The organism is Streptococcus mitis (assembly GCF_000722755.1).
Lineage (GTDB): Bacteria > Bacillota > Bacilli > Lactobacillales > Streptococcaceae > Streptococcus > Streptococcus mitis_CM.
In genome coordinates this window covers 582,515-607,422 of sequence record NZ_JPFY01000013.1, presented here as the reverse complement: position 1 = coordinate 607,422, position 24,908 = coordinate 582,515, and the positions used below count along the sequence as shown (strand labels likewise).

Annotated in this window: 19 protein-coding genes and 1 pseudogene; 5 read left to right on the top strand and 15 right to left on the bottom strand. The window is 39.8% G+C overall.

Translation table 11 applies throughout. The features are described from left to right. Window positions 1-10 precede the first annotated feature (10 nt). The 5 genes from SK578_RS06170 to rexB all read right to left on the bottom strand — a co-directional run bounded on the left by SK578_RS06170 (window position 11) and on the right by rexB (window position 9,935). Window positions 11-790 carry a ribonuclease HII gene (locus SK578_RS06170; protein ID WP_042751191.1) on the bottom strand — a complete coding sequence of 260 codons (780 nt, stop codon included), beginning with the start codon at window positions 788-790 and terminating at the stop codon, window positions 11-13. Beyond that, a complete protein-coding gene (gene ylqF, locus SK578_RS06165) occupies window positions 777-1,628 on the bottom strand; it encodes a ribosome biogenesis GTPase YlqF (RefSeq protein ID WP_042751190.1) in 852 nt (283 codons plus the stop codon). Before ylqF ends, SK578_RS06170 begins: the two co-directional genes overlap by 14 nt. A 188-nt stretch (window positions 1,629-1,816) precedes the next feature. Beyond that, window positions 1,817-2,995, bottom strand: a complete 1,179-nt coding sequence (locus SK578_RS06160; protein WP_042751189.1) for a hypothetical protein — start codon at window positions 2,993-2,995, stop codon at window positions 1,817-1,819. A 17-nt stretch (window positions 2,996-3,012) separates the two neighbouring features. Continuing rightward, on the bottom strand, window positions 3,013-6,663 hold the full coding sequence (gene addA / locus SK578_RS06155; RefSeq protein WP_042751188.1) for a helicase-exonuclease AddAB subunit AddA: 3,651 nt from the start codon (window positions 6,661-6,663) through the stop codon (window positions 3,013-3,015). Next, window positions 6,660-9,935, bottom strand: coding sequence for an ATP-dependent nuclease subunit B (gene rexB / locus SK578_RS06150; protein ID WP_042751517.1), 3,276 nt, complete (start codon window positions 9,933-9,935; stop codon window positions 6,660-6,662). The genes addA and rexB overlap by 4 nt, the downstream gene beginning before the upstream one ends. Window positions 9,936-10,052: 117 nt before the next feature. Here rexB and SK578_RS06145 point away from each other — a divergent pair, with 117 nt between their 5' ends. The 3 genes from SK578_RS06145 to SK578_RS06135 all read left to right on the top strand — a co-directional run bounded on the left by SK578_RS06145 (window position 10,053) and on the right by SK578_RS06135 (window position 12,675). Next, a complete protein-coding gene (locus SK578_RS06145) occupies window positions 10,053-10,862 on the top strand; it encodes a Cof-type HAD-IIB family hydrolase (RefSeq protein ID WP_000593604.1) in 810 nt (269 codons plus the stop codon). Window positions 10,863-11,003: 141 nt separating this feature from the next. Continuing rightward, window positions 11,004-11,912, top strand: coding sequence for an ATP-binding cassette domain-containing protein (locus SK578_RS06140; RefSeq protein ID WP_042751187.1), 909 nt, complete (start codon window positions 11,004-11,006; stop codon window positions 11,910-11,912). 10 nt (window positions 11,913-11,922) lie between these two features. Further along, window positions 11,923-12,675, top strand: a complete 753-nt coding sequence (locus tag SK578_RS06135; protein WP_042751186.1) for an ABC transporter permease — start codon at window positions 11,923-11,925, stop codon at window positions 12,673-12,675. A 39-nt stretch (window positions 12,676-12,714) separates the two neighbouring features. Here the strand turns inward: SK578_RS06135 and SK578_RS06130 are convergent, their stop codons facing one another. From SK578_RS06130 to SK578_RS06085, 10 genes and pseudogenes are all read right to left on the bottom strand, one after another. Next, window positions 12,715-13,593, bottom strand: a complete 879-nt coding sequence (locus SK578_RS06130) for a sensor histidine kinase (RefSeq protein WP_042751185.1) — start codon at window positions 13,591-13,593, stop codon at window positions 12,715-12,717. Then, window positions 13,590-14,291 carry a response regulator transcription factor gene (locus SK578_RS06125; RefSeq protein ID WP_042751184.1) on the bottom strand — a complete coding sequence of 234 codons (702 nt, stop codon included), beginning with the start codon at window positions 14,289-14,291 and terminating at the stop codon, window positions 13,590-13,592. Before SK578_RS06125 ends, SK578_RS06130 begins: the two co-directional genes overlap by 4 nt. A gap of 190 nt (window positions 14,292-14,481) precedes the next feature. Then, window positions 14,482-15,357: an N-carbamoylputrescine amidase gene (gene aguB / locus SK578_RS06120; protein ID WP_042751183.1), complete on the bottom strand. Its 876-nt coding sequence runs from the start codon at window positions 15,355-15,357 to the stop codon at window positions 14,482-14,484. A gap of 9 nt (window positions 15,358-15,366) precedes the next feature. Continuing rightward, a complete protein-coding gene (gene aguA, locus SK578_RS06115; protein WP_000982061.1) occupies window positions 15,367-16,452 on the bottom strand; it encodes an agmatine deiminase in 1,086 nt (361 codons plus the stop codon). After that, window positions 16,449-17,576 (bottom strand): carboxynorspermidine decarboxylase, encoded by a 1,128-nt coding sequence (gene nspC, locus SK578_RS06110; RefSeq protein ID WP_000764391.1) that lies wholly within the window; start codon window positions 17,574-17,576, stop codon window positions 16,449-16,451. The genes aguA and nspC overlap by 4 nt, the downstream gene beginning before the upstream one ends. Continuing rightward, window positions 17,576-18,835: a saccharopine dehydrogenase family protein gene (locus SK578_RS06105; protein WP_042751182.1), complete on the bottom strand. Its 1,260-nt coding sequence runs from the start codon at window positions 18,833-18,835 to the stop codon at window positions 17,576-17,578. The genes nspC and SK578_RS06105 overlap by 1 nt, the downstream gene beginning before the upstream one ends. Further along, window positions 18,832-19,692 (bottom strand): polyamine aminopropyltransferase, encoded by an 861-nt coding sequence (gene speE / locus SK578_RS06100; RefSeq protein WP_042751181.1) that lies wholly within the window; start codon window positions 19,690-19,692, stop codon window positions 18,832-18,834. Before speE ends, SK578_RS06105 begins: the two co-directional genes overlap by 4 nt. Then, window positions 19,693-21,153 (bottom strand): aminotransferase class I/II-fold pyridoxal phosphate-dependent enzyme, encoded by a 1,461-nt coding sequence (locus tag SK578_RS06095; RefSeq protein ID WP_042751180.1) that lies wholly within the window; start codon window positions 21,151-21,153, stop codon window positions 19,693-19,695. Window positions 21,154-21,706: 553 nt separating this feature from the next. Then, a complete protein-coding gene (locus tag SK578_RS06090; RefSeq protein WP_042751179.1) occupies window positions 21,707-22,018 on the bottom strand; it encodes a hypothetical protein in 312 nt (103 codons plus the stop codon). A 285-nt stretch (window positions 22,019-22,303) separates the two neighbouring features. Next, window positions 22,304-22,945: pseudogene (locus SK578_RS06085) on the bottom strand (DUF4300 family protein); the annotation flags it as partial. A gap of 402 nt (window positions 22,946-23,347) precedes the next feature. On the opposite strand from SK578_RS06085, the gene SK578_RS06075 reads away from it, so the two are divergent. After that, window positions 23,348-24,727 (top strand): YobI family P-loop NTPase, encoded by a 1,380-nt coding sequence (locus tag SK578_RS06075; RefSeq protein WP_042751177.1) that lies wholly within the window; start codon window positions 23,348-23,350, stop codon window positions 24,725-24,727. After that, a complete protein-coding gene (locus SK578_RS10950; protein ID WP_161683538.1) occupies window positions 24,720-24,875 on the top strand; it encodes a hypothetical protein in 156 nt (51 codons plus the stop codon). The genes SK578_RS06075 and SK578_RS10950 overlap by 8 nt, the downstream gene beginning before the upstream one ends. Window positions 24,876-24,908: the final 33 nt, after the last annotated feature.

Below are 24,908 nucleotides of genomic sequence, written 5' to 3'. Positions count from 1 at the left end.
TCCTTCTAACTTAACTTTCTTTTTCTCCTAAAACCAGTGATTTAACGGGTTCAAAGCTGGTTCGGTGAATTGGGGTAACTCCTAGTTTTTCAAGTCCTTCTAGGTGTTTAGCTGTTCCATATCCTGCATTAGCAGTAAAGTCATAGCCAGGGAACTGCTGATCGTATTCCTTCATCAATTCATCACGTGTCACCTTGGCTACTATAGAAGCCGCTGCAATTGAAAGGGAATTTGCATCACCCTTGATGATGGAGGTTTGTGAAATTGGCAACTCCAACTTCATGGCATCTATCAAAAGGTGTTCTGGTTGAGGCCTGAGCTGAGAGATTGCTTCCTGCATGGCCAGTTTGGTTGCTTCATAGATATTGACTTGGTCGATGACTCTATTATCCATGATACCAATACCGATTGACAAAGCTTGATTCTGAACGGCTTGGAAAATCTCCATGTGTTTCTTTTTAGGAATTTTCTTGCTGTCGTTGAGACCTCTAATCTTACAATTTTTAGGTAAGATGACGGCTGCAGCGACTACTGGCCCAGCAAGAGGACCACGGCCGACCTCATCAACACCAGCAATTAAGATCAATCCTTGCTTATAAAGTTCTTTTTCATAGGAAAGCATGGATTCCAAGCGCAAATTTTCATCTAATTCAGCTTGAATGTTTTTTTTACGCTTGCTGATTTCTTTTTGAACTCCTGAGCGATTATCCTTTTCAAGCTCTAAAAAAATAGGGCTATCAAGGTCCTTGACAGTAGTAAGGAGTTCTTTGATTTCTTTAATCGTCGCCATCGAGGTCTTCCAATGTATCTAAGGTATAGTTACCGAGTTTGCCGTCGCGGACTTCCTTGACGAAGAGACTATAAAAACGGTCGTAATCATCTCGGAAACCGAGGGCACGTGTCATCTCCATAATAATAACAGGTGCTTCTTCTTCTATCTTCATTTGTTTGAAGCGTTCAGCTAGCTTTTCTGGATAATGTTTTTTGAAATAATTGAGACCAAAAATGGTCACTTCATCCATAGGAAGCAACTGGTCTTTAATTGCTCCTGTTAGGGCTAGTTTCAAAGCTACGGTTTCGTCTTCGAACTTAGGCCAGAGAATCCCTGGTGTGTCTAGGATTTCAAGGTCTTTGTTGGTTTTGAGCCACTGTTGCCCCTTGGTAACACCTGGTTTATTGCCGACAACGGCAATTTTCTTACCAGCCAAACGGTTCATGAGAGTTGATTTACCAGCGTTTGGAATCCCAATAATCATAGTACGTAAGGTTTCAATCTGAATCCCACGTTCTTTCTGGCGAGCTATCTTATCCGCCATGAGTTTTTTGGCCGCATCTGTTACAATTTTTACAGTCACTTGCTCCTTGGAGTTGATAGCTAGCGTCTGAATTCCTTGTGATTCAAAATACTGGCGCCATTCCTTGGTCATTGCTGGGTCAGCCAAGTCTGCCTTATTTAAAATCAAGAGTTTTGGTTTGTCACCAACAATTTTGGTCAACATAGGATTTTGACTAGATAGAGGTAAGCGTGCATCAACCAAAATCGTCACAAAATCAACAAATTTTAAATTCTCCTGCACCTGTCGACGTGCTTTAGACATGTGACCAGGAAACCATTGAATAGTAGCCATAATATATCTCCTTCGGATTGAAAAAATTGTAAAAACGTTTTCTTTCTTATCCTCTATTCTATCATAAATTATTCTTTTTTGCATAAGCTTTTATTTGTAATAGCTACTTTTTAAAGGAAGACTGATTTCAAATCTACTTAATTTATATATTAACCCTATATAAAATTCTATGTCTTATATATTTAGTTTTAGATGAGTATTCGAGATAAAAATGGGACTATGCAATTTGTTAGAATTCCTTCTATCCAACTTTCTTGTGCTGAGGATAGAATGTCTGTCTGGAGGCTTTCTTTTAGAAAATCTCGAACTTGTTCTGGTGCGATTTCAAACTCAAAGGCTTTCATTTTATAGAAAAAGTCGAGCAGATGATCTGACAGGTATTCAGTTGAAAAGGGGACTTCTCCACTTTTTCGATATTCTAATAAGACTCGAGCAAATCTGGATTTTTCTTCAGGAAGCTCACGAAAATAGGAATTGAGGAGCCAGGTCTGCTTCTGCTTTCTTTCAATTGGATCCTGACTAGCAATTCGTTGGTCTTTTTCCAACTCTTTTTGGTATTGTTTGGCCTTGACAGCCCGTTCTGTCCTATTTTTACCAAAAAGTATTTTCTCCCACTTGCGTTCTTCTTGGGTCAGGGTTTCTGTAAAGCCAAAGTAATCTTGATAGGCACGTTCTGCTGGGCCCATGGCTAGAACTAGATTGTCTGCATACTGCTTGGCGATTTTATCCCTCTTCTTGCGCTCTTTCTCTGCCTGGATACGGAGTTCCTGTTCGTAGTCAATTTTTTCCTTTCCTAGCTTGACAAGGTAGAGTCGGTCATCTGATTTGCCAAGTAAAAAGGGTTTGATACACTTTTCAAGGACTTCTTCCATCCGAGCCTTCTTCTTGGGCTCTGCCTTGGTCCAACTTCCTCCTTGAAAGACTTCTAGGAAGAGCTGGTAGTCTTTCTCAGGTGAGAACTGATTGCCACGATTGGGTTTAAAAACACCTTTTTCCCAGAGCCATTTTAGAAGACGCTCGTCAAAGTCACTCTTATTGACTTTGATTTTTTCCTTTTTCTGAGCTTTTCTGGTTAGATTTTCAACCTTTCTGAGCAGTTTTTCTTCCTCTTCCAGTTGCTGGTCAAGGTTCAATCGATGAAAGTGTCTGACGCAGTCGCTACCGATGGGAAAGAGGCGTTGGCCTGTGATACCGTTAAAGAGTTCGTAGGCGTATTTGATAGCATTTCCACAGACACAATTGCTACGACCAATACCATTAAAAATCAAGGAAACTTCATTCCATTCCTTGGTAGCTTTTTCCCAAGTATCAGCTTTTGAAGCCTGTAAAACTGCATCATGCAGGGATTTTCTAACTGGAAGTGTCATGAGGTCTCCTTTCTAGATTATACTTTTACAACTTGAACCTCGTCTTTACCGAGTAAAATCAAGTATTTCTCAATATTTACAATTGAATAGGCTCGAGATAAAGCCTCTCCGTATAGGGTTAACTGACCACGATAACGGTCTATGAGTTGACTTGGTTCATCATAGCGGTCTGTCTTATAGTCGAAAAGAACAATTTTGTCTTCGTAAAGAATATAGCCATCAAGGATACCACGGACAACAAAGTCTTCCTGACTCTTTTGGTCTCGTTTGAGCATGGAGAAAGGTTGCTCTCGATAGAGATGGTCGGTATTAGCAAGAATTTCCTGACCGAGTTCTGTGTCAAAGAATGCAAGAATTTTCGCAAGATTAATCTTGTCTCTGACAGCTGGGTTGGTTTGAACTTGTTTGAGAGTTTCTGTCAGGCTAGCAAGCGTTGGTCGCTGGCTGAGGTCAATTCTCTGCATGAGTTCGTGGGTAGCACTACCAATTTCAGCTCCTGTTACCTTTTCTTTGGTTGAAAAATCTGGCAAATCAAAGCTGATTTTCTTGTCTACTGACTGACCTTTACCTGCAATCTCGACACCTTCCATATCCATAACTGGTTCGTAGAATTTCTTGATTTGACTTGGGGTTTGAACACTAGGAAGTTCAATGGCTGCGCGGTGAAGAGTATTATAAACTTCCACCTCTTTCAGCATTTCAAGAGCTTCTTTAATGGTTTCTGACTGACGATTGTCTGTTTGGGAGCTATCTTGTAAAGGGCTCTTGTTTTCCACCTCTCCGATAGCTTCTCTGGTCAACTTATCTTCTCCAACAAAACGATAACTAAAGTTGAGATTGTCCTTTGCAAACACTTTGCTGATAGCCCAAATCCAGTCTTGGAAATTCCTTGCTTGAAGTCTAGTGTTGCTGTTTAGTTTTCCATTTTTAGCTGCTGGGTATTCCTTGGCTTCCAGCTTTTCACGAGAACCCTTGCCGACAAGATAGAGCTTTTTCTCAGCCCGTGTCATAGCAACATAAAGCAGACGCATTTGCTCTGAATAGCTTGCCAGCTGTAATTCCTCTTCGTTCTGCCTATAGGTCAGACTAGGAATGGAGAGTTTGATGGTTTTAGGATAGTGATTTTCGACTGCTCCTGTATCCATCTTGGCAATATACTTGACACCTAGACCGTTTTTACGGCTGAGAATGACTTCTGACATGCTGTCTTGCTTGTTGAAATCTTGATCCATATTGAGAATAAAGACGTAAGGAAACTCCAGCCCTTTACTCTTGTGGATGGTCATGAGCTCTACTGCATCTTTTGGCGGTGCGACAGCCACGCTTGCCAAATCGTGCTGGGCTTCTAAAACTTGGTTAATCATACGGATAAAGCGGGACAAGCCCTTGAAATTGATCTTTACAAATTGATCAGCACGCAGTGCTAGGGCATAGAGATTGGCCTGTCTAGCAGGACCATTTGGCAAAGCCCCAACATAATCGTAGTAAAAACGGTCGTTGTAAATCTTCCAAATCAGGTCATAGAGGGAGTGGGTTTTGGCATACAAGCGCCAAGAAGCCAAGATATCCATGAATTGCTTTAGTTTCTCAGCTAGAGCTGAGTGAATCAAGACTTTTTGGCTACTTACCTGTTTTTGAGCATTTACTAGTTTCTCATAGAGATTTTCGTGGACTTTATCCTCTGCTTTCTGAAGGGAAAAACGTGCTAACTCGTCCTCATCAAAGCCAAACATAGGAGACTTCATAAGGGCAACCAAGGCATAGTCTTGAAGAGGATTGTGAATGACGCGAAGGGTGTCTAGCATGACTTGCACTTCTAGGGATTGGAGATAATTGTTTTGCTCTCCGTCAGTTTTGACAGGAATTCCGTACTCAGACAGGGCGAGAAGAATCTGGTCATTACGACTGCGGCTGGAGGTCAGAAGGACGATTTCTTTAAAGGCAACACCTTGTTCCTTATGTAGTTTAAGGATTTCCTTGATAACTAAGCGCATTTCACCAGTTAATTTCGTTTCTGCTTGGCTCTCTTCTTCCTCACCTGTGTCATCCTTATCATAGAGAAGAAATTCTGCCTTGTTCTCAGTATTAGGAGTCAGTTTGGTATTGGCAAAAACAAGTTGGTGCATGTTATCATAGTTGATTTCACCGACTTCTTGGTCCATAAGACGCTCAAAAACATCATTGGTTGCTGACAGCACTTCTGAACTACTACGGAAATTTTCCTTCAGGAGAATCAGCTTTCCTTCTTGGGGATTTTGCGCATAGCGTTGGAATTTCTCATTGAAAATCTGCGGGTCTGCCTGACGGAAACGGTAGATGGACTGCTTGATATCTCCCACCATAAAGCGATTGTGGCCATTAGACAACAATTCCAGCATCCGTTCTTGAATATGGTTGGTATCCTGATACTCGTCTACCATGACTTCATGGAAACGTTCCTGATAAGCTTCACGGACTTGCGGGAATTTCTCTAAAATCTCAATGGTGTAATGGCTGATATCAGCGAATTCAAAGGCATTTTCCTGACGTTTACGCTGACGATAGGCCTCTACAAAATCACTCATAAAAGATTGGAAGGTTTTAGCTAGTTTCCAAGTGTCTCCATGATAACGTTCTTGATAGTCGAGAATTGTTATCCAGTCTGCTAGTTGTCCTAGTTTAGCAAACTGGGTCTTTCTCTCTTCGTTGTAGGCATCGGCCAGTGGCTTCAAATCAGCCTTGCGACTGGCATTAGTCAGAGCTCGACCATTTTTCTCTTTCGAAATTGCGACAACACGCGCAAGCACTACTTGAAAATCCTGATTATCGGACTCCTGATTTAAGGAGCCAATTTCATCCAGAATCAACTGAACATTTTCTAAATAGGTAGCCTTTGAAAACTCCTTGGCATCATTATCCAGATGATAACGGAAAAAGCTTTCCAAATCCCAAAGGGCTTGCTGGATTTGCTCGGTTAGTTTTTCTTTTTCACTGGTAAAATCAGATTTCTCAAAGCCTTTGAGAAAAGATTCATTTAACCATTTCTGAGGATTGCTGGTGGATTGGAGAAAGTCATAGATTTTATAGACTTGCTGGCGCAGCCCCCTTTCATCCTTGCCTCGCCCAGCAAAGTTTTTCAGCAAATGGCTAAAGATCTCTTTCTGTTTACCTTGGTAATGGGCTTCAAAGACCTCATGAAAGACTTCGTTTTTTAGAAGAAGTTGCTCGCTTTGGTTTTGTAAAATACGGAAATTAGGCGCAATATCAAGTAGATAGCCATGTTTGCCGAGGAATTTTTGTGTGAAAGAGTCCATGGTTCCAATGGCAGCGTTGGGTAGGTCTGCCAACTGGCGACCCAAGTGTTGTTTGAGGTCAACGTTATCGCTTTCTTGGATTTGTTGGCTGATTTTTTTCTCCAAACGTTCCTTAAGCTCTGTGGCAGCCTTGACGGTAAAGGTAGAGATAAAGAGTTGAGAAATTTCCACACCACGCGCTAATTGGTCCAGAATACGCTCTGCCATGACAAAGGTTTTGCCAGAACCAGCTGATGCTGAAACGAGGATATTCTGACCAGAAGTATAGATGGCTTCAATTTGCTCAGCAGTTTTCTTTTGTTCCTTGCTCGAATTTGCTTCTACTTCTTGCAGTTTTTGAATCTCCTCCTCAGTTAAAAAGGGAATAGGCTTCATCGATTCAACTCCTCTCTTATTTTTTCAAACCAAGCTTGCTTGAGTTTTTCTCCGACAAGACGCTTGCCGTCAGCCAAGTCCAACTTTTCTAGAAAACGGGCTTGGCCCAAGTGGTAATTGGCTTCAAATCCTGTGATGGCTTGATGTTGCTGAACATACGGTGCAATACTTCTGCCATTTTCAGTATAAGGGTTAATGGCGAACTGACCTTCTAAAATTTTCTCAGCTGCTTTCTTGTAAAGATGGGCATTGTAGTCCAGTAGGAGCTGAAATTCCTCATCCGTCAGCTGATTGGCCTTATTTTTATTGTAAAATTCACCCAAATGACTGCTTTCTTTTTCTAAAAAGAGTCCTTGGTATTTCATAGACTTGCTGGCTTCTGATACTGCTCCTGCAAGACTTTTAACGGTTATCAGAGATTGAACAGGCTCAGCCATTTCCAAGTACATAGCACCAAAAAAGTTCTGCTCCCCTTCTCTTTTTAAGGCAGCTAGATAGGTTGGCAACTGGGAATTAAGCCCATTAAAGAAATGAGGAAACTGGAACTGAGTCAGACTGGATTTGTAGTCTACCACCCCTATCGCTCCATCAGCTTTCAAACGGTCAATCCGGTCCACCTTACCTCGTACAAAGACACTGCGTCCATTGTCCAATTGAATAAAGGCCTGCTCTTTACCCCCGAAGTTCGCCTCTTCTTTGATTGTTTCGATGGCTGGATTGTGTCGGAGAATATGTCCAGTCGTCCGTGCAACATCAAGCAAAACTTCCTTGGTAAACTGGGATTCCAAACTTTCTTGATAAATAGCTTCAAATTCCCGTTCCCGACTGGTTTCTTGGATAGCTTGTTCTAGACGTTGGTCAAAGGAATCTTCGTCAGGCAACTGCAAGGCGCGTTCAAAAATGCGGTGTAAGAAATTCCCATGACTACGAGCATCCGGACGCAGGCGCAATTCTTCCTGCAAACCTAAAACATAACGGAGGAAATAACTGTATTGGTTACGGTAAAACTCCGTCAAACCAGAGGTAGACAGGTAAAATTCCTTGTCAGCTGGATAGAGAGCCTGTAAGGTATCCTTGGTCAACTGCTTACTGCTTGGACTGGTTGGGAGGGCTGGATTTTCCAAACCTTGCTGGTCTAGTTTTTTACCCATGACACGAGCTAGAACCTTAATAAAGGTCAAATCTTGCTCAGTCTCACTCATCTCGCCCTGCTGGTGATAGGCAACCAGACTAGACAAAAGACTGTGATATGACCCCATATCTTCCTTAGACAGCCCTTTGTGATTCATTCTCTTCTCTTTCCGACTAAATCCAAAATGAACCAACTCTTGAAGATAGGCTGACTCCTTACTTTCACTTTCGTTAAACAGACTTGGAGCCGACAAGACCAACTGCTTACGAGCAGAATTGACCAAGGAAAGCATAGTATAGCGATTTTTTTTGAGATTTTCACTGCTGGCAATCAGTAATTGCGCTCCCTCTTCAGTCGCTTGGTTTAAGTTTTGTCTCTCTTCATCTGTCAATAGACTGGTGTTTTGCGCAATTTTTGGCAAATGATCCTGAGTCAGCCCAATGGCATAGACAAAGTCAGCTGTCAGAGGAGCAATCAAATCGTAACTCTGCACCAGAACGGTGTTCACTGTCGCTGGAATGGTACGGTATTGAGATAGGCTCATACCAGAATGAAGCAAGGCTAGGAAGTCCTCCAGACTAACTTGTGAACCAGCAAAAACGGTCGCAAATTGTTCTAAAACATGACAGAATGCCTTCCAAACTTCAGTTTGTCTTTCCTGTTCAAGAGCTTCCATAGTGGCTGTCAAATCTTGCAACTGTTTGGTAACTGCACCTTCTTTTAGAAAGCTATTCCACTTTTGCAAGAGATTTTCAGCCTTCTGTTTTCGACTGGCAAATAGGGTTTCAAGAGGGGATAAAATACGCAGACGAAGAGCATTTAAACGTTCCAAATCAAATTTTCCATGGTGGGATTTGGTGAAGGTTTGCTGAAAGGCTGGTAAGCCATTGATACCAAGATAGCGGATATATTGCTCAAATGCGTCAATATCAGGCTGACTAAGGTCGGTATACAAACTAGTTCTGAGAAGGTTAATCAAATCCTCCTGACGGAAACGATAGCGTTTCAAAGCTAAAATAGACTCGACAAACTGAGTTAAAGGGTGGTACGCCATGGATTCGCTTCTACCAAGATAGAAAGGAATCTGATACTGGTCAAAAATAGTTTTAAGGGATAACTGGTAAGAAGCCACATCTCCCAATAGAATACGAAAATGCTTGTAGCTCAGGTCTGGATTGGCATGTAATTTCTGACGGATGCTACGGGCTACCAATTCCAACTCCTCCTTTTGCGTCAAGCAAGACCAGATTTGTAAGTTGTCACGGTCCTTCTCATCGACATCCAAGGTGAATTCTGAAAAGTCATAAGAAGACTCCAGCAAACGAGAGGCCTTATCAAAACTATCCATCTTCTCATGAGTTTGAGAATAATCCTGAGCAGGTGTTTGATATTTAGAGGCTAGATGATGGAGAAAGTCCACACTGGCTTGGTAGAGATTACCCTCGCTAAAAGGGCTGGCATAGGCTTTCTTACTAGCATAAGCCCCGATGACAATCTCAACACCTTTGCCATGAAGTAAATCCACAATCCGCTCTTCTTCGGCAGAAAAACGGGTAAATCCATCAATGACCAGGGCGATTTGAGTAAAATCACTACTTACCTTGTCATTCTCAATAGCTTCAATCAAATGGGACAACTGACTTCCCTGGGCCAACTGACCTTGATTGAGATAGGCAGTTACTTTCTCAAAAATCAAGAGTAAATCTGCCCGTTTGTCCTCATCCGTCAAACTCTCTAAGTCTAAAAAACTCATCTGAGCAGTCGTCATTTCGTGATACAGCTCAATCAACTGCTGGATAAACTGAGGATCTTGCTTAATAGCACCATAAACACGTAAGGCCTTGGGGTCAAGTTCCGCAAGGCACTTATAAAAGGCCATCCCAAGACCAATATCATCAAGACTGGTCTTGGCAGGCAAATCATTCAAAATCAGATAACGAGCCATCTGCGCAAAGCGCGTGACGGTAATCGCAAAAGAAGCCTGCTGGGATAAGCATTCCAGCACGGCGCGTTCCTTTTCAAAAGAAAGAGAGTTTGGAGCGATGTAGAAGACCCGCTTGCCAGCAGCAACTAGCTCCTCCGCCTCTCTGGTTAGAATTTCAGTCAAAGAAGTCCGAATATCAGTATAAAGTAATTTCATCTCTGCCTCGTTGGAATTTTTCATTACCTTTTATTATACCATGATTAGCCCGAAGATTCCTCCTCCTTTCCTCCAAAATATGCTATAATAATACCAAAAGATAAAGAAGGAAGACCTATGATTAAACTACTAGCCTTGGATATGGACGGAACCCTCCTCAATGAAGCCAAGGAAATCCCACAAGCTCACATTACTGCTATTCACCAAGCTATTGAAAAAGGTGTCAAACTTGTTCTCTGTACAGGTCGCCCGCTTTTTGGTGTCCTCCCCTACTACAAAAAACTGGGGCTTGATCTCCAGAATGAGTATGTGATTGTTAACAACGGTTGCTCAACTCACCAGACCAGTGATTGGAGTCTGGTTGATTGGCAAGAACTCAGTCCAGATGACATTGAATACCTCTATGACCTAGCTGAAAAAAGTGATGTTCAGTTGACACTTTTTGACGAGACACACTATTTTGTCCTCGGTGGCAAGCCCAATCAAGTCATCCAAAATGATGCCGACCTAGTCTTCTCAGACCTGACTGAAATTTCCCTTGAGGAAGCAACTAGTGGCAAGTATCGTATGTTCCAAGGTATGTTTTTAGGTACAGAGGAGCAAACAGACGATTTTGAAGAGCGTTTTGCTACAGAACTCTGTCAACGATTCAGTGGAGTTCGTTCGCAGCCTGTCATTTATGAAGCTATGCCACTTGGTACGACAAAGGCTACCGCTCTTTCTCGACTAGCAGAGATTTTGAAGATTGAGCCATCAGAAATTATGGCCATGGGTGATGCCAATAACGATATCGAAATGCTCCAGTTTGCAGGCCTTGGGATTGCAATGGGAAATGCCAGCGATTATGTCAAATCCCTAGCTGATGACGTTACAACAAGCAACGAAGAAGACGGCGTTGCGCGTGCCATTGAGAAATATATTTTATAATTAAGAAGCCCAGTTCATGTCAACTGGGTTTTGATATTTAAGAATTCCTAAAACTTTAGAAACTCTTTAGAAATCCTTGAGCTTTCTTTGATTTCTATGCTTTATACTAAAGTTAACAAAATAAATCAAAAGGAGAGAATCATGAAAACAGTACTTGACATTCATGGATTGTCCAAAAACTTCGACAAACAAGCTATCCTTCAGGATCTTCATCTAACGATAAGAGAGGGAGATATTTATGGACTTATCGGGAAGAACGGAGCTGGGAAAACCACCTTGATAAAAATCATTACGCAACTACTCTTTGCGGATAAAGGAACAGTTTCCCTCTTCTCTAGTAAATCGGAAAATGAGTGGACCAAGGCCCTATCTCGAGTAGGTTCAGTTATCGAATCACCTGTAGCTCATAATCACTTAACAGCCTATCAAAACCTGAAATATTACTGCATGATTCGTCATATTCCAAATGCTGATCAAGTCATTCGAGAAACCCTGGACTATGTAGGTTTGGCAGATACAGGTAAGAAAGTCTTTCGTGATTTCTCGCTAGGAATGAAACAAAGACTTGGTATCGCCATTGCCCTTCTATCTAAACCAGACTTCCTAATCTTAGATGAACCTATCAACGGTCTCGACCCAATCGGTATCAAAGAATTTCGTCTAATGATTCAACGGCTCAATCAAGAAAAAGGGATCACCATTCTCATCTCTAGCCATATCTTGTCAGAACTCTACCTCGTAGCTAATCGTTTTGGTATTTTAGATCAAGGCAAGATTATCCGTGAAATCAGCAAAGCTGAGTTTGAAACACTAAGTGAGGATTACATTGTTCTTAAGACAGCTGATCAAGAGAAAGCTTGTCAAGTATTGAAAGAACAAATCCAGCTCCAGTTCAAGGTTGTTAATCCAGAAAATGAAATCCATATCTTTGGTCAGGAACAAGATGTCAAACAGATTCTCAAGGAATTAACCTTGGCAGATGTTGCCATTGACGAGATTTACTATGCCCGTCAAAACCTAGAAGAATACTTCACTCAATTGGTCCAATAGGAGGAAAATCATGATACATACCATTCAAGCAGACTTTTACCGTCTTTTCCGCTCCAAAGGATTCTGGATTACAGAATTCATTCTCTTTGTCCTCTTGCTACTGGGTGCCACTATCGGGGCTACAGGCCATCTGATGGCAATCCAGACAGAAAAACCAGAAATTTCAACCCATGGTTGGGACGGTATTCAAGCTCTTATCAATGCGTCTAGCAATGATTCAAACCTTGTTTTTCTCTGCATTATTCTAACATGTTTAGTTCTTGGGGTCGATCTAATCGGCAAGCTTTATAAAAATAGTTTGACAGTTGGCGTTTCTCGTACAGAGTTTTTCTTCGCTAAATCCTTTGTACTAGCAAGCATCGCTCTCTTGCAACTCATCGCCAGCCTTGTGATTGCTTTTGTTCCCTCAACTCTACTGAACGGACTTGGTACGATGCCTGATGGTTTTATTGCCAATCTCCTCTTAATGATTTTCCTTCAATTTCTATGCCTACTCGCTTGGCTTTCCATTATTTCCTTTATTCTCTACCTGACTCATTCTTATCTTGCAGTATTTATTGGATATTTGGTCAGCTCTATCATCCTTTCTATGCCAATGATCATTTTTCCAGATATCAAATTTTTACCATATTTATCCTTGCGTTTTCCCTATGCTATGACTGCTAATAGTGAATCCATTTTCTATACCCTTATAGTTACCTTAGCTGTTATTGTAATCTTTAATCTAAGTGGACTGGCAGTTTTCAAAAAGAAAAGTCTATAAAAAAGACCTCCTCTAGCCTACAGAGGAGGTTTCTTTTCGTTAAAAGTAAATGAAAACCGACAACCACTGCCCATCTGTGCTTAGTTTCATCTCTGCACCGAGAAGATGGCATAATTCCTCAGTGATATAAAGGCCTAAACCAGAGGATTCTTCCGTATCAGATAGATTTTCAGAATAAAAACGGTTGCTGAGATTTTCTATTCTTTTGATGGGCTGTTTAACAAGGTTTGCAATCTCTAAGACAAGCTGTTCCTTTTCCTTTCTCAAAGATAGACGTGCTTCTTCCTTGCCATGTTTGAGGACATTTCCAAGCAGATTTTGTAAAATGCGATCCAGTAAATCTTCATCAGTCCTCATTTTTAAACCAGCTTCAACTTTAAAATCAAGCGTGATATTTGCCGCCTGAAAAACATCATAATAAGCCAGAGTCTTTTTGGTGATAAAAGCTGAAAAATCCACTTCTTCCAGTTTCGGTTTGACAGCTCCTTCCATCAAACGACGATATTCTAGGAGAGCCTCCAAACGTTTAGAAACTAAATCAAGATGCTGGGCTACTTTTTGTAAGGTTTCTGATTTGTCTTCAGGAGATTTTATCAATTGTTGGGTGTAGCCTGACGCGATAGTCAGAGGGGTCCGAATATCATGGGCGATATTGCTGATGGCCATATCCAGAGTCTGCTTTTCCCTTTTCATAACCAATCGAGATTGCTCTACTTCCTGAAATAGATTCTCAATTTGCTGGTAGAGATGTAAAAAATGTTTGGAAAAAATGCTAACCCCGACTCTTTTCATACTACCCGTGATAATCTTGTCTTCAATCTGTTGACTCAAGTTTTTAAGTGCTAGATGGTAGCGAATCAATGCAATCGATAAAATAATTAGGAGTACCAGTAGAACAAAGATTATCATGTAGGTCATTGCTTGTCTCCTTTTAATCTTACCCCAACTCCCCAGATGGTTTCAATATATTCTTGATTGGGGTCAAGCTGGTTTAATTTTTTACGAAGATTACTCAAATGCGTATTGAGAGTATTATCTCCAGGTAGGTAGCTATCCTCCCAGACCAATTCATAAAGTTCTTCCTTGGTAAAAATTTTCTTAGGATGTTTAAGGAGAGTTTGGAGAATCAAACATTCTTTCTTAGCAAGGCGAATCGTTTCCTGGCTATTTTTGATTTCAAAACTTTCTGCATCAAACTGGATATTTTTCAAGTTTTGTGGCAGATTTTCAGTTTTTTCTATTTCCATAGGCTGTTTTTCTACACTTTGGCGTAACTGAACAGTAACTCTTGCAAAGACTTCATCCAAATCAAAAGGTTTCACTATGTAATCATTGGCACCGTCTAAAAGGTATTGGCTGATAAGTTTTTTATCGCTCAAAGCCGTTAGCATAATGACTGGAGTTTGGCTTTGTTCCCTGATAGCTTTTAAAACCTGATCCCCATTTTTTCCAGGAAGCATGATATCTAGCAAAACGAGGTCAATCCCACCTTGGTCAAAACGCATGATTCCTTCTGTACCAGAAAAGGCTTGAATCACCTCATGCTCCTCAGTGAGAAGTGTTCGCAAAATTTCTTGAATGTCACTATTGTCTTCAATAACCAATATCCTAGCCATAAACACCAACCTTTCTGCAACTATTATAGCATGTTTTATTGATAAAGCTTAAACAGAAAAGCTCCTCGCATCAAAGCGCGAGAAAGCCTTAGAGGATTAAAATATAAAATCCACTTGCTAGATGACCTAGTATCCTTATAGTTGCTAGTGAAAACGAGTCTAGCAGAAGGAATCTCTCATTTCTCCCCTACTAGTCCGTAATGCGTTGATACATTTCGGGTCTTCTATCTCGAAACAAGCCCCAGTTTAGGCGTTCGCTTACTCCCTTATCTAGGTCATAAGTTGCTAACAGAACAGCTTCTTCTTGTCTTTCAGCTCGTTCTAGAATAGCTCCTGTTTCATCCGTCATAAAGGAGGAACCGTAGAAGTCAAGACTGGAACTCTGTCCGCCATTTTCCTCACTTGAAGTGACTTCTTCAAAGCCATAGCGATTGGCTGCAATGACTGGAACAATATTAGCTGCTGCGTGTCCTTGCATGGTACGTTGCCAATGACCACAACTATCCGTATCTAAAATCGGCTCTGAACCGATGGCTGTAGGATAAAAGAGCAATTCAGCCCCATTCAATGCAAGACAGCGCGCTGTTTCAGGGAACCATTGATCCCAACAGATACCGATCCCAATCTTGGCATAGCGAGTATCCCAGACCTTGAAACCTGTATTACCAGGTGTGAAATAAAATTTTTCTTGATAATAATGGTCATCTGGTATGTGGGTTTTCCGATAAACGCCCAGCACTTCCCCATCTGCATCAATGACAGCAATAGAGTTATACAAGACATTGCCGTCTTTTTCATAGAAACTGATCGGTAAAACAACTTCTAGTTCCTTAGCAATCACCTTAAAATGCTGAATGGCAGTATTTTCTGCTACAGATTGAGCATGCTGGTAGTAGTCATACTGACGTTCCTGACAAAAGTATGGACGTTCAAACAATTCGGGTAAAAGAATAATTTGTGCGCCTTGTTCTGCAGCCTGACGTACTAAACGCTCTGCTGTTTGAATATTTGTTTCCACATCCTTGGCACATTGCATCTGAATGGCTGAAACTTTTACATTTCTCATCTTTTTCTCCTATTCTGGGATTTGTTGGGTGATACAGTGAATATTTCCACCACCTAAGAGAATATCTCTGGCTGGTATTCCGATAACTTTACGGTCTGGGAAACACTTACTGAGGATATCTAAGGCTACTTGGTCGTTTTTATCCTGAAACTGTGGCACTAAAACAGACTTGTTGGCAATATAGAAATTGACATAGGAAGCAGCAAGCCTTTCACCTGCGTATCGCTCTTCTTCTCCTTCTTCGTAGGAATAACCAGGAAGATCTTCTTCTGTCACAACTTGTCGAACTGCAGGTATAGGCAATTTATGAATGGTGAAGTGACGACCTTTTGCATCTGTTTCTTGCTCTAAGAGTTCGAGATCTGCTTTTGACATAGCATACTGGGGATCGTTTTGATCATCTGTCCAAGCCAAAACAAGCTCAGCAGGACCAACAAAGGCAGCAACATTGTCAACGTGTTCATTGGTTTCGTCCTGATAAATACCATAAGGCAGCCAGATAACTTTTTCAGCTCCAAGGCTGTCTAATAAGGTATTCTCGATTTCCTCTTTAGTCAGGTTAGGATTGCGACCAGGACTAAGCAAGCAACTTTCAGTCACGAGAATCGTTCCTTGTCCATCGCTATGGATTGCTCCTCCTTCCAGTACAAAAGGCTTGGCATCGTAAACAGGTATTTCCAAGGCCTCAGCAAAACGAGTGGCTACTTGGTCATCTGCTTCATAATCTTGATACAGACCATCATAGGTTCCTCCCCAGGCATTGAAAGACCAATTCACGGCTAATTTCTGGCCTTTATCATTAAGGAGAATAGTCGGACCTGTATCACGCGCCCAGGCATCATTGGTAGGAATGTCTAAATAAACAACGCTATCTCCAAGGTAGTCTTGGGCTTCAGATAGATAGTCTTGCTCCACCAAGAGATAGACTGTTTCCCCTTCTGCTATGGTTTTGATAATCTGGCTAAAAGCCTTTTTAGCTGCCTTACCTTGAAAGGGCCATGAACCTGGTCGTGTCGGCCATATCATGAGGGTACCATGGTGTGGTTCGTACTCTGCTGGCATACGATAGCCTAATTTTTTGGGACTGTTCATCATGATAATCTCCCCTTAAAGTCTTGATAACCAAAAGCCTTGACCAAGTCACAATCTCCATTTTCATCCATAATATAAAGGCTTGGGAGGCCAATACCGTTGAAGGTATTGTTTTTGACAAAGGAATAAATGGCCATGTCTTCAAAATAAAGTCTGTCTCCGATTTGGACTGGATTTTCAAAGCTATAATCACCAATCACATCGCCCGTAAGGCAGGTATTAGAAGAAAGTCTGTAGGTATGGGCTTTTTCTTGTGCTTCATAGCCAGCTCTCAATGGTGGTCGATAAGGCATCTCAAGTACATCAGGCATATGGCAGGTCGCAGAGGCGTCTAAAATCAAGATTTCCATACCATTTTCGACAATATCCAAAACCTCTGTTGCCAAATAGCCAGCATTAAGAGCAATGGCTTCACCCGGCTCGATATAAACTTCAAGATTGTAAGTTTCTCGGATTCGCTTAATCTCAGAAATCAGCAAATCCACATCATAGTCTTCTCTTGTGATGTGGTGTCCTCCACCCATGTTGAGCCATTTTACTTCATGCAAATAAGAACCAAACTGGGCTTCTACTGCTTTCAAAGTTGTCTCTAAATCATCTGAACCTTGCTCGCAAAGGGTATGAAAATGAAGTCCATCCACCAAATCCAACAAATCACTAGGAATTTTATCTAGTGTCACGCCAAAACGAGAACCAGGTGCACAAGGGTCATAGAGCGCATGGTCACCCTGTGTTGAACACTGAGGATTGATGCGCAAGCCCACACTTATACCAGCATCTCGACAACGAGGCCCATGTTTACGCAATTGGCTCTCTGAGTTAAAGACGATATGGTCTGTTATCTCCAGTAATTCCTCCAAGTCTGCATTCTTGAAAGCAGGCGCAAATACATGGACTTCTCCTGGAAATTCTTCCCTAGCTAGTTTAGCTTCATAGAGTCCACTGGCTGTCGTACCTGATAGATACTGGCTAATCAAGGGATAGGTTTTATAGAGGGAATAAGCCTTCTGTGCAAGCAAAACCTTGCAACCTGCTTTTTCTTGTACATATTGTAGAATACGGCAATTGGCTTCTAACTTGTCTAAGTTAATAACATAAGCTGGTGTTGGTACTTGTTCTAACTTCATTAGTCCACCATTTGTGGATTTTCAACCACAACCCAAGGCAAACCATATTGGTTCAGAGCTTCCATGAATGGATCTGGATCCAATTCTTCAAGGTTGTAAACTCCTGGTTGTTTCCAAGTACCGTTCATGACTAATTTTGTACCTATCATGGCTGGAACTCCAGTCGTGTAAGAAATGGCTTGCGAACCAACTTCTGCGTAACATTCCTGATGGTCACAAACATTGTAGATGTAGATGGTCTTTTCAACACCATCCTTGACACCTGTAAAGATACATCCAATATTGGTTTTACCAACTGTACGTGGTCCAAGGCTGGCTGGATCTGGAAGCAAGGCTTTTAAGAATTGGATTGGAACAATTTCTTGGCCATTGAAGTTAATGGCATCTGTACGAAGGAGTCCAACATTTTCAAGACATTTCATATGAGTCAAGTAAGATTGACCAAAAGTCATAAAGAAGCGAATGCGTTTAACACCTGGAATGTTCTTAGCCAGTGATTCGATTTCTTCATGGTGGAGGAGATACATATCTTTTTGTCCAACTTGAGGGAAATCATACTCACGCTTGATTGACATAGCCTCAACCTCAACCCACTTACCATCTTCCCAGTAAGAACCTGGAGCTGAAACCTCTCGTAGGTTGATTTCTGGATTGAAGTTGGTTGCAAATGGATAACCGTGGTCCCCACCATTACAGTCTAAAATATCGATATAGTGGATTTCATCAAAATAGTGTTTGAGAGCATAGGCTGAAAAGACACTAGTCACACCTGGGTCAAAACCAGAACCAAGTAGGGCAGTTAAACCAGCTTCCTTGAATTTCTCCTGATAAGCCCACTGCCATGAGTAGTCAAAGTAAGCTGTAAAACCAAGTTCCTTGCAGCGTTTTTCGTAGATAGCACGCCACTCAGGGTCTTCTGTGTCTTCTGCTTCGTAGTTGGCTGTATCGATATAGTGAACACCTGTAGCCAAACAAGCGTCCATGATGGTCAAGTCTTGATAAGGAAGGGCTACATTTAAAACAGCTTCTGGCTTATAGCTTTCAATCAGGGCAATCACTTCTTCAACCTTGTCAGCATCAAGAGCTGCTGTCTCAATCTTTGTACTTGTTTTGCCTTCCAGTTTAGCTTTCAAGTCATCACATTTTGACTTGGTACGGCTAGCAATCATAATTTCTGTAAAGGTTTCGCTATCTTGGCAAATCTTTGAAATAGCAACTTGGGCAACGCCCCCACATCCGATAACTAATAAACGACTCATTTTTTTCCTTCCTCTTCTTCTAAAATATCCTCAACATACTTGGGCAACATAAAGGCTCCAACGTGTAAGTTTGCAGTGTAGTATTCTGTGAAAAGCTGGCGTTTTTTCCAGCCTTCCTTATCAAAATCTTTGACAGGATGGTATTTTTTTGACGCAAATCCAAACAACCAATAGCCAGCTGGACTGGTTGGGATGTGGGCTTGGTAGACCCGACTAATTGGAAAGGCTTGATTAACCTTACGGTGCATGCTTCGGCAAGCCGACTCATCTTCGTCAAAGAAAGGACTACCATGCTGGTATATCATGATACCGTCCTCTTTCAAGGCTCTGTAACTATTTCCGTAAAATTCCTTGGTAAAGAGCCCTTCCGTATGTCCAAATGGATCTGTCGCATCGTTGATAATGATATCGTAATCATCTTCGCAGTTTCGCAAAAAGCGTAGCCCATTTTGATAGTAAATGGTAACACGAGGATCATCTAACCCTGCAGCAAAATCTGGGAAATACTCACGACAGACTTCAACCAACATCTCATCTGGTTCCACGATATCGATTTGCTCCAGTTCAGGATAGAGTGTTAATACTTGGGCAACACCACCGTCACCACCCCCTATTACCAAGACTTTCTTGGGATTTGGGTGGACAGCCATGGGAACGTGGACGGTCATTTCATTGTAGACAAAATCATCCGCATCTGAGAACAAGACGTGCCCATTTAAAATCAAAATCTTTCCAAAAGCTGGCGTATTCAAGACTTCGATATCCTGCCATTCACTTTTACCAGCGTAGAGTTGCTTGGCTGTTCTCAGGGACAATTTGACATCTGGAGTATGAACTTCAGAAAACCATAAATCCATCTAGTTCTCCTTTCTCTTAATGACGTTGATGTGATTGACCTCAGGATCTTCCGTCCCTTGGAGGGAGCAACCACGTTCCTTGGCAAATTGGATATAATCGACAATTTCTCGTGTAATGCGTTCACCAGGAGCCAAGATAGGGATTCCTGGAGGATAGCACATGACAAATTCCCCACAAACTTGTCCAACAGATTCGTCTAAAGACAAACTTTTTCTCTCTAAATAGAAGGCTTCTTGTGGAGACAGCACTAACTCGGGCTGAATATATTCTCCAGCTATCAAGTCCTTCCCGTCTCGTGAGTATAGTCTCTTGATATCTGCTAAAGCACCAACTAATCGTTCAATGTCTTGGATACGGTCACCAATCGAAATATAGGCCAAGATATTGCCAATATCACCAAACTCAATCTGAATGTCGTATTCGTCTCGTAAGAGGTCATAAACCTCGATACCTGTTAAGCCAATACCCTGAGTGTAAACTGACAGCTTGGTCACATCAAAATCACAAACCGAAACACCGTCTATTAACTCTTTTGAGTAAGCATAGTAGCCACCGATAGCATTGATTTCACGACGAGCATACTCGGATAGCTTAATGACCTTCTCAAAGGATTCTTTACCGCGTAGGGCCAAGTTGCGACGTGAAATATCCAAACTAGCCATCAATAAGTAAGAGGCGGATGTTGACTGGGTAAGATTGATAATCTGACGTACGTATTCAGGATTCATCTGCTCCCCGATTAAAAGAAGCGAACTTTGGGTCAAACTCCCACCAGACTTATGCATGGAAACTGCTGCCATATCAGCTCCTGCTTCCATAGCAGAAATTGGAAGTTTATCAGTGAAATGCAAATGCGCTCCATGGGCTTCATCTACTAAAACCAGCATGCCAGCTTCATGAACCATTTTTGTCAATCCCTTTAGGTCTGAACAGATGCCGTAGTAAGTAGGATTGTTAATCAAAATGGCCTTAGCATCTGGATGGTCCTTTATGGCCTGGGCTACTCGGTCATTTTCAAGACCTAAAGCGATACCAATCTTAGGATCCACACTCATCTCGATATAGATGGGAATAGCACCACATAGAACCAACGCATTAATAGCAGATTTATGGACATTACGTGGCAGAATAATCTTATCTCCAGCCTTGCAGGTAGAAAGAATCATAGTCTGCACCGATGAGGTTGTTCCTCCTATCATCAGAAAAGCATGGCTAGCTCCAAAAGCATCCGCCGCCAACTCCTCTGCATCTCGAATAATCGAAATAGGATGCCCTAAATTATCCAAGGGTTTCATCGAATTGACATCAATTCCAACACATTTTTCTCCTAAGAGTTCGACAAGTTCTGGATTTCCTCGTCCACGCTTGTGACCTGGAACATCAAAGGGAACAATCCTTTTCTTGCGTAACTTCACCAAGGCCTCATAAATTGGGGCTTGGTTTTGATCTAACTCTTTCAAGACATACTCCTTTACTGTATTTTTAGCGCTTCAAGAAGACGAAGACGACTAAAGGTTGACTCATGAAAAAAGAGCAGGTTTTCACCTGCTCTGCAATCTTCTGACGTTTTTATGTTTGTTTCTGTTGAGTATGTCTGTTCCCGATGTTTCCAAACTCTCTAGTAGCAAATATTACGTACTTTATTGATCGTTTCACAAGATGACGTGTGCTTTCACCACACTAAAAATTTATGAATTAGGACAAGTGTCCTAACATCAACTTATAAAAGTAGGCTTTTAACCCTATCAATAATGTGGTTTTTCAACCACGCTTCGGCATTCAACCCTGCCTGTCCGTAGGCATTTTTTACTCGGGTTTATATTTGCTAGAAAACATCATCTCATTTTCTAAGCTTTATTACTATATCATACTTCCAACACTCTGTAAAGTACTTTTTTGAAAAAATATCTATTTTTGTTCGGAAAAATAATATTTTATATAGATTTGTATAAGTTATATAATGTGAAAGCGAATATAAAAAGAACTAGAAGGCTCTAGTTCTCAGATTTTTATTTAACGAATACTATGCTTATTCATCTTTTGTTCAAAGATAGTCGTGATAATCTGGCGCAATTCTTTTCTTTCTTTTTCAGGAATTTCACCACTAGTTTGAGCTGCTGCGTAGAGCTCAGAGTGTTCAATAGAAATTCGTTTAATAGTACGTGTTGTTGCATGTTTTCTGACGAAAAACGGAATTCGCTTAATCAAGTCTTGTGGGACTAGTGCAAGAATTTTTTCAGCAGTTTCCTTGTCACTAATCTTAGACGTCGTAAGTCCCTTCTTAATCATTTCCTGTTCTTTTTCTGTAAAATCTTTTAATTCCATTCGATAAATCCTCCTATTTTCTCTATGTTAAATTATATACCAATCCATATAAAACTACAAATGGACTGTTTTGAAATATGTGGAATACTAATAAGAAGACTCTGATTTTTAATTATGAATCTTCCTACTCAGTCACTTCCCATACTTCTGATTGATATCCTTCCCCATCAATATCGTATCTTTGGATATAACCAATAAATGTTTCATTTTTCGTGGTTCCTGGTATTAATGATTAACTCATCAAAAATATAAATGTCCTAGGATTACTGTCATATCTTACCACTATTAAAGCTTAACCCACTTATCATTATCCATGATGAAAGGCTTAGCCAGTCCGTCACCTGTGTAATCCGCATATTTGGTGCCTAAATACTTGTAGCAATCTTCCTTGCTGGCAAATTTAATCGCTTGGTAGGGCTCTTCGAAAGTCAATTTCTCTACAAATAAGAAACCATCATTAGCAGGCACTAAGACCCCAACGTGGCCTACAAACAGATACTCACCATCCAGATTGTCGTGTAAGACTACAGATAGCATTCGAGCTTTATCGTTAAATTGAAACTGGGAGAAGAATGTTTCCATCTTTTCAGCGTGGACCTTGACATCTGTAGTTGCTTCAGTTGGAACTCTCGAAAATAGAATATCAAATTCTTCCTTATCTTGTGAATCAAAGACCTTTCCCTTATCAATCGCATCGTTATCTAGGAAAAGCAATTGGTCATTTTTTTCAAGTTTTGGAATGGTGACTGAATTTTTCAAAAGACAATAACTATTGATACGACAGTTTGTACCAACGAAATCGCCCTTCTTTTGATTCCAAAGGTTGCTAATGTTCTCAACATCGTATTCGGTGTGAGTAAAGGAAGTGAAATCTCCTGATAAGCCAGTTGAGCCGACAATGGTATTATAATCATTTACAAGATTAAAAAGGTATCAACGCTATTTCCTTTTTTGAATTTTTGTTATCTTCATTTTTAAAAATCCCTTTTTTATTATATCAAGAAATAATAGAAAACAGAAAAAATCAAGTTTGAATTGAAACTGATTTAATATTAACATTATTTCAGGACTATAAATTAATTTTATTAAACAAACACAATTCTCAACGAAACTAGTTCGACAATCTATTGTCATCTTCATATTTCAGGAACTTATGGATTTAATATCCATTTTTCACCTAATTATATACTATTTATAGAATAATTATAATAGTTAAGCTATTGATTATCTTTAACTTAAAATAATTATTGTAAATTTTAATTTAGGTGTCTTTAGCAACTTGTTGTATGATATAATTAACTATAAGAATATTAGTTAAGGATAACATAAATGGAAATTCATTTACTCAAAAGATTAGTTTCTCTATTTCATAAAAATAAATCTCCTAACGAGAATATTTTTCCCAATTCGAGTGTAGAACTTGAAAGTCTAGCTCCAATAGACTACACTCAAATTGCTTCTGATGAATTTGAAACAAATTACTATAAAGTTTATAAAGATGTATTGAATAGTGTAATTCAAGATAAGCTTATAAAAAATGTTGGGATAACTGGAGGATATGGAACTGGAAAAAGCTCAATAATTCATAGTTATTTTAATGAATTAAAGAGTAAAACAAGTATTTATATCTCATTAGCACATTTTGATAGTTTAGCAGGAAATACTATTCCTACTTCCCAAGATGATAAGGCAATAAATAGTCAAACAGATAACATTTTAGAGATGAAAATTGTCAACCAATTAGTAAATCAAATAGAACAAGATAAAATACCAAAAGCAAACTTTTTGGCTAAAAAAAATATCAAAAATTATAAAATTTTCTTTTATTCATTATCAATTATTTGTTTAATCCTTTATTTTAAATTTTTATTACCAGTTATAACTGAAAAAATTACATATAGCATCAAAAATTTCCCGCCTAATCTTGAATCTATTGATTACATTCTCATCTTTATATCTGTCATAGTTATGATTATCTTATATTGCCTTTTATCAAAAATAATATATAAAGGAAATTGGTCAAAACTGACAATAAATACTATGGGAATTAACGTAAACATGGAAAATAGAGACTTTTCTACAGTCTCATATTTTGATAATTTTCTATCTGATGTTGTTTATCTTTTTGATGAATCTGATGCAGATTTTGTAATTTTTGAAGACCTAGATAGATTTAACGACCATTCAATATTCGAAAAATTAAGAGAAATTAACTTGATGGTTAACCAAAGAAGGAATTCTGCAAACGATAAGAAATTGATGTTTTTCTATGTAATAAGTGATGAAGTGTTTTCTGAAAAAAATGTTGATCCTACAAATAACAGTGAAAATATTTCTGCAACAGAGAAAACAAAATTTTTTGATGTAATTATTCCAATCATCCCTATTATAAACAATACAAATTCATTTGATTATCTAAAATCAAGGTTGCTAGATGACCCAGAAATTAAGGATAAAAATGATTTCGAGACTTTTTTATATCAAATTTCCATATTTATTGATGACCTTAGAGTTCTTAAAAATATAGTAAATGAATTTAAAATTTACAAAGAAATTTATTATAATAATAATGACAAAATAGATTACAAACAACTACTTGCACTAATAGTCTATAAAACACTAAACTCCCGTGATTTTAATGACCTAGTTAAATCAAAAGGAGACTTGTACACTCAAATAAAAAATTCATTGGAGGATAACGATGAGTGAGATTGCAAAATTTTTGATAAAAAATAATCTTATTAATGAAACATATACAGATTACTTAGTTAGACAATCCCCAAATGGTCTTCGTGGAGAGGAAAAAAATTTTTTTATGTCTGTATTATTAAAGGATAGTGAGAAATTAAAAAAATAAAAGTTCTTAAACAGGATAAAATTCATGAAATAT

Bases quoted from the DNA above. Each gene is read 5' to 3' on its own strand.
- SK578_RS06170 (WP_042751191.1), bottom strand. From the start codon at position 790: ATGGCGACGATTAAAGAAATCAAAGAACTCCTTACTACTGTCAAGGAC.
- ylqF (WP_042751190.1), bottom strand. From the start codon at position 1,628: ATGGCTACTATTCAATGGTTTCCTGGTCACATGTCTAAAGCACGTCGA.
- SK578_RS06160 (WP_042751189.1), bottom strand. From the start codon at position 2,995: ATGACACTTCCAGTTAGAAAATCCCTGCATGATGCAGTTTTACAGGCT.
- addA (WP_042751188.1), bottom strand. From the start codon at position 6,663: ATGAAGCCTATTCCCTTTTTAACTGAGGAGGAGATTCAAAAACTGCAA.
- rexB (WP_042751517.1), bottom strand. From the start codon at position 9,935: ATGAAATTACTTTATACTGATATTCGGACTTCTTTGACTGAAATTCTA.
- SK578_RS06145 (WP_000593604.1), top strand. From the start codon at position 10,053: ATGATTAAACTACTAGCCTTGGATATGGACGGAACCCTCCTCAATGAA.
- SK578_RS06140 (WP_042751187.1), top strand. From the start codon at position 11,004: ATGAAAACAGTACTTGACATTCATGGATTGTCCAAAAACTTCGACAAA.
- SK578_RS06135 (WP_042751186.1), top strand. From the start codon at position 11,923: ATGATACATACCATTCAAGCAGACTTTTACCGTCTTTTCCGCTCCAAA.
- SK578_RS06130 (WP_042751185.1), bottom strand. From the start codon at position 13,593: ATGACCTACATGATAATCTTTGTTCTACTGGTACTCCTAATTATTTTA.
- SK578_RS06125 (WP_042751184.1), bottom strand. From the start codon at position 14,291: ATGGCTAGGATATTGGTTATTGAAGACAATAGTGACATTCAAGAAATT.
- aguB (WP_042751183.1), bottom strand. From the start codon at position 15,357: ATGAGAAATGTAAAAGTTTCAGCCATTCAGATGCAATGTGCCAAGGAT.
- aguA (WP_000982061.1), bottom strand. From the start codon at position 16,452: ATGATGAACAGTCCCAAAAAATTAGGCTATCGTATGCCAGCAGAGTAC.
- nspC (WP_000764391.1), bottom strand. From the start codon at position 17,576: ATGAAGTTAGAACAAGTACCAACACCAGCTTATGTTATTAACTTAGAC.
- SK578_RS06105 (WP_042751182.1), bottom strand. From the start codon at position 18,835: ATGAGTCGTTTATTAGTTATCGGATGTGGGGGCGTTGCCCAAGTTGCT.
- speE (WP_042751181.1), bottom strand. From the start codon at position 19,692: ATGGATTTATGGTTTTCTGAAGTTCATACTCCAGATGTCAAATTGTCC.
- SK578_RS06090 (WP_042751179.1), bottom strand. From the start codon at position 22,018: ATGGAATTAAAAGATTTTACAGAAAAAGAACAGGAAATGATTAAGAAG.
- SK578_RS06075 (WP_042751177.1), top strand. From the start codon at position 23,348: ATGGAAATTCATTTACTCAAAAGATTAGTTTCTCTATTTCATAAAAAT.
- SK578_RS10950 (WP_161683538.1), top strand. From the start codon at position 24,720: ATGAGTGAGATTGCAAAATTTTTGATAAAAAATAATCTTATTAATGAA.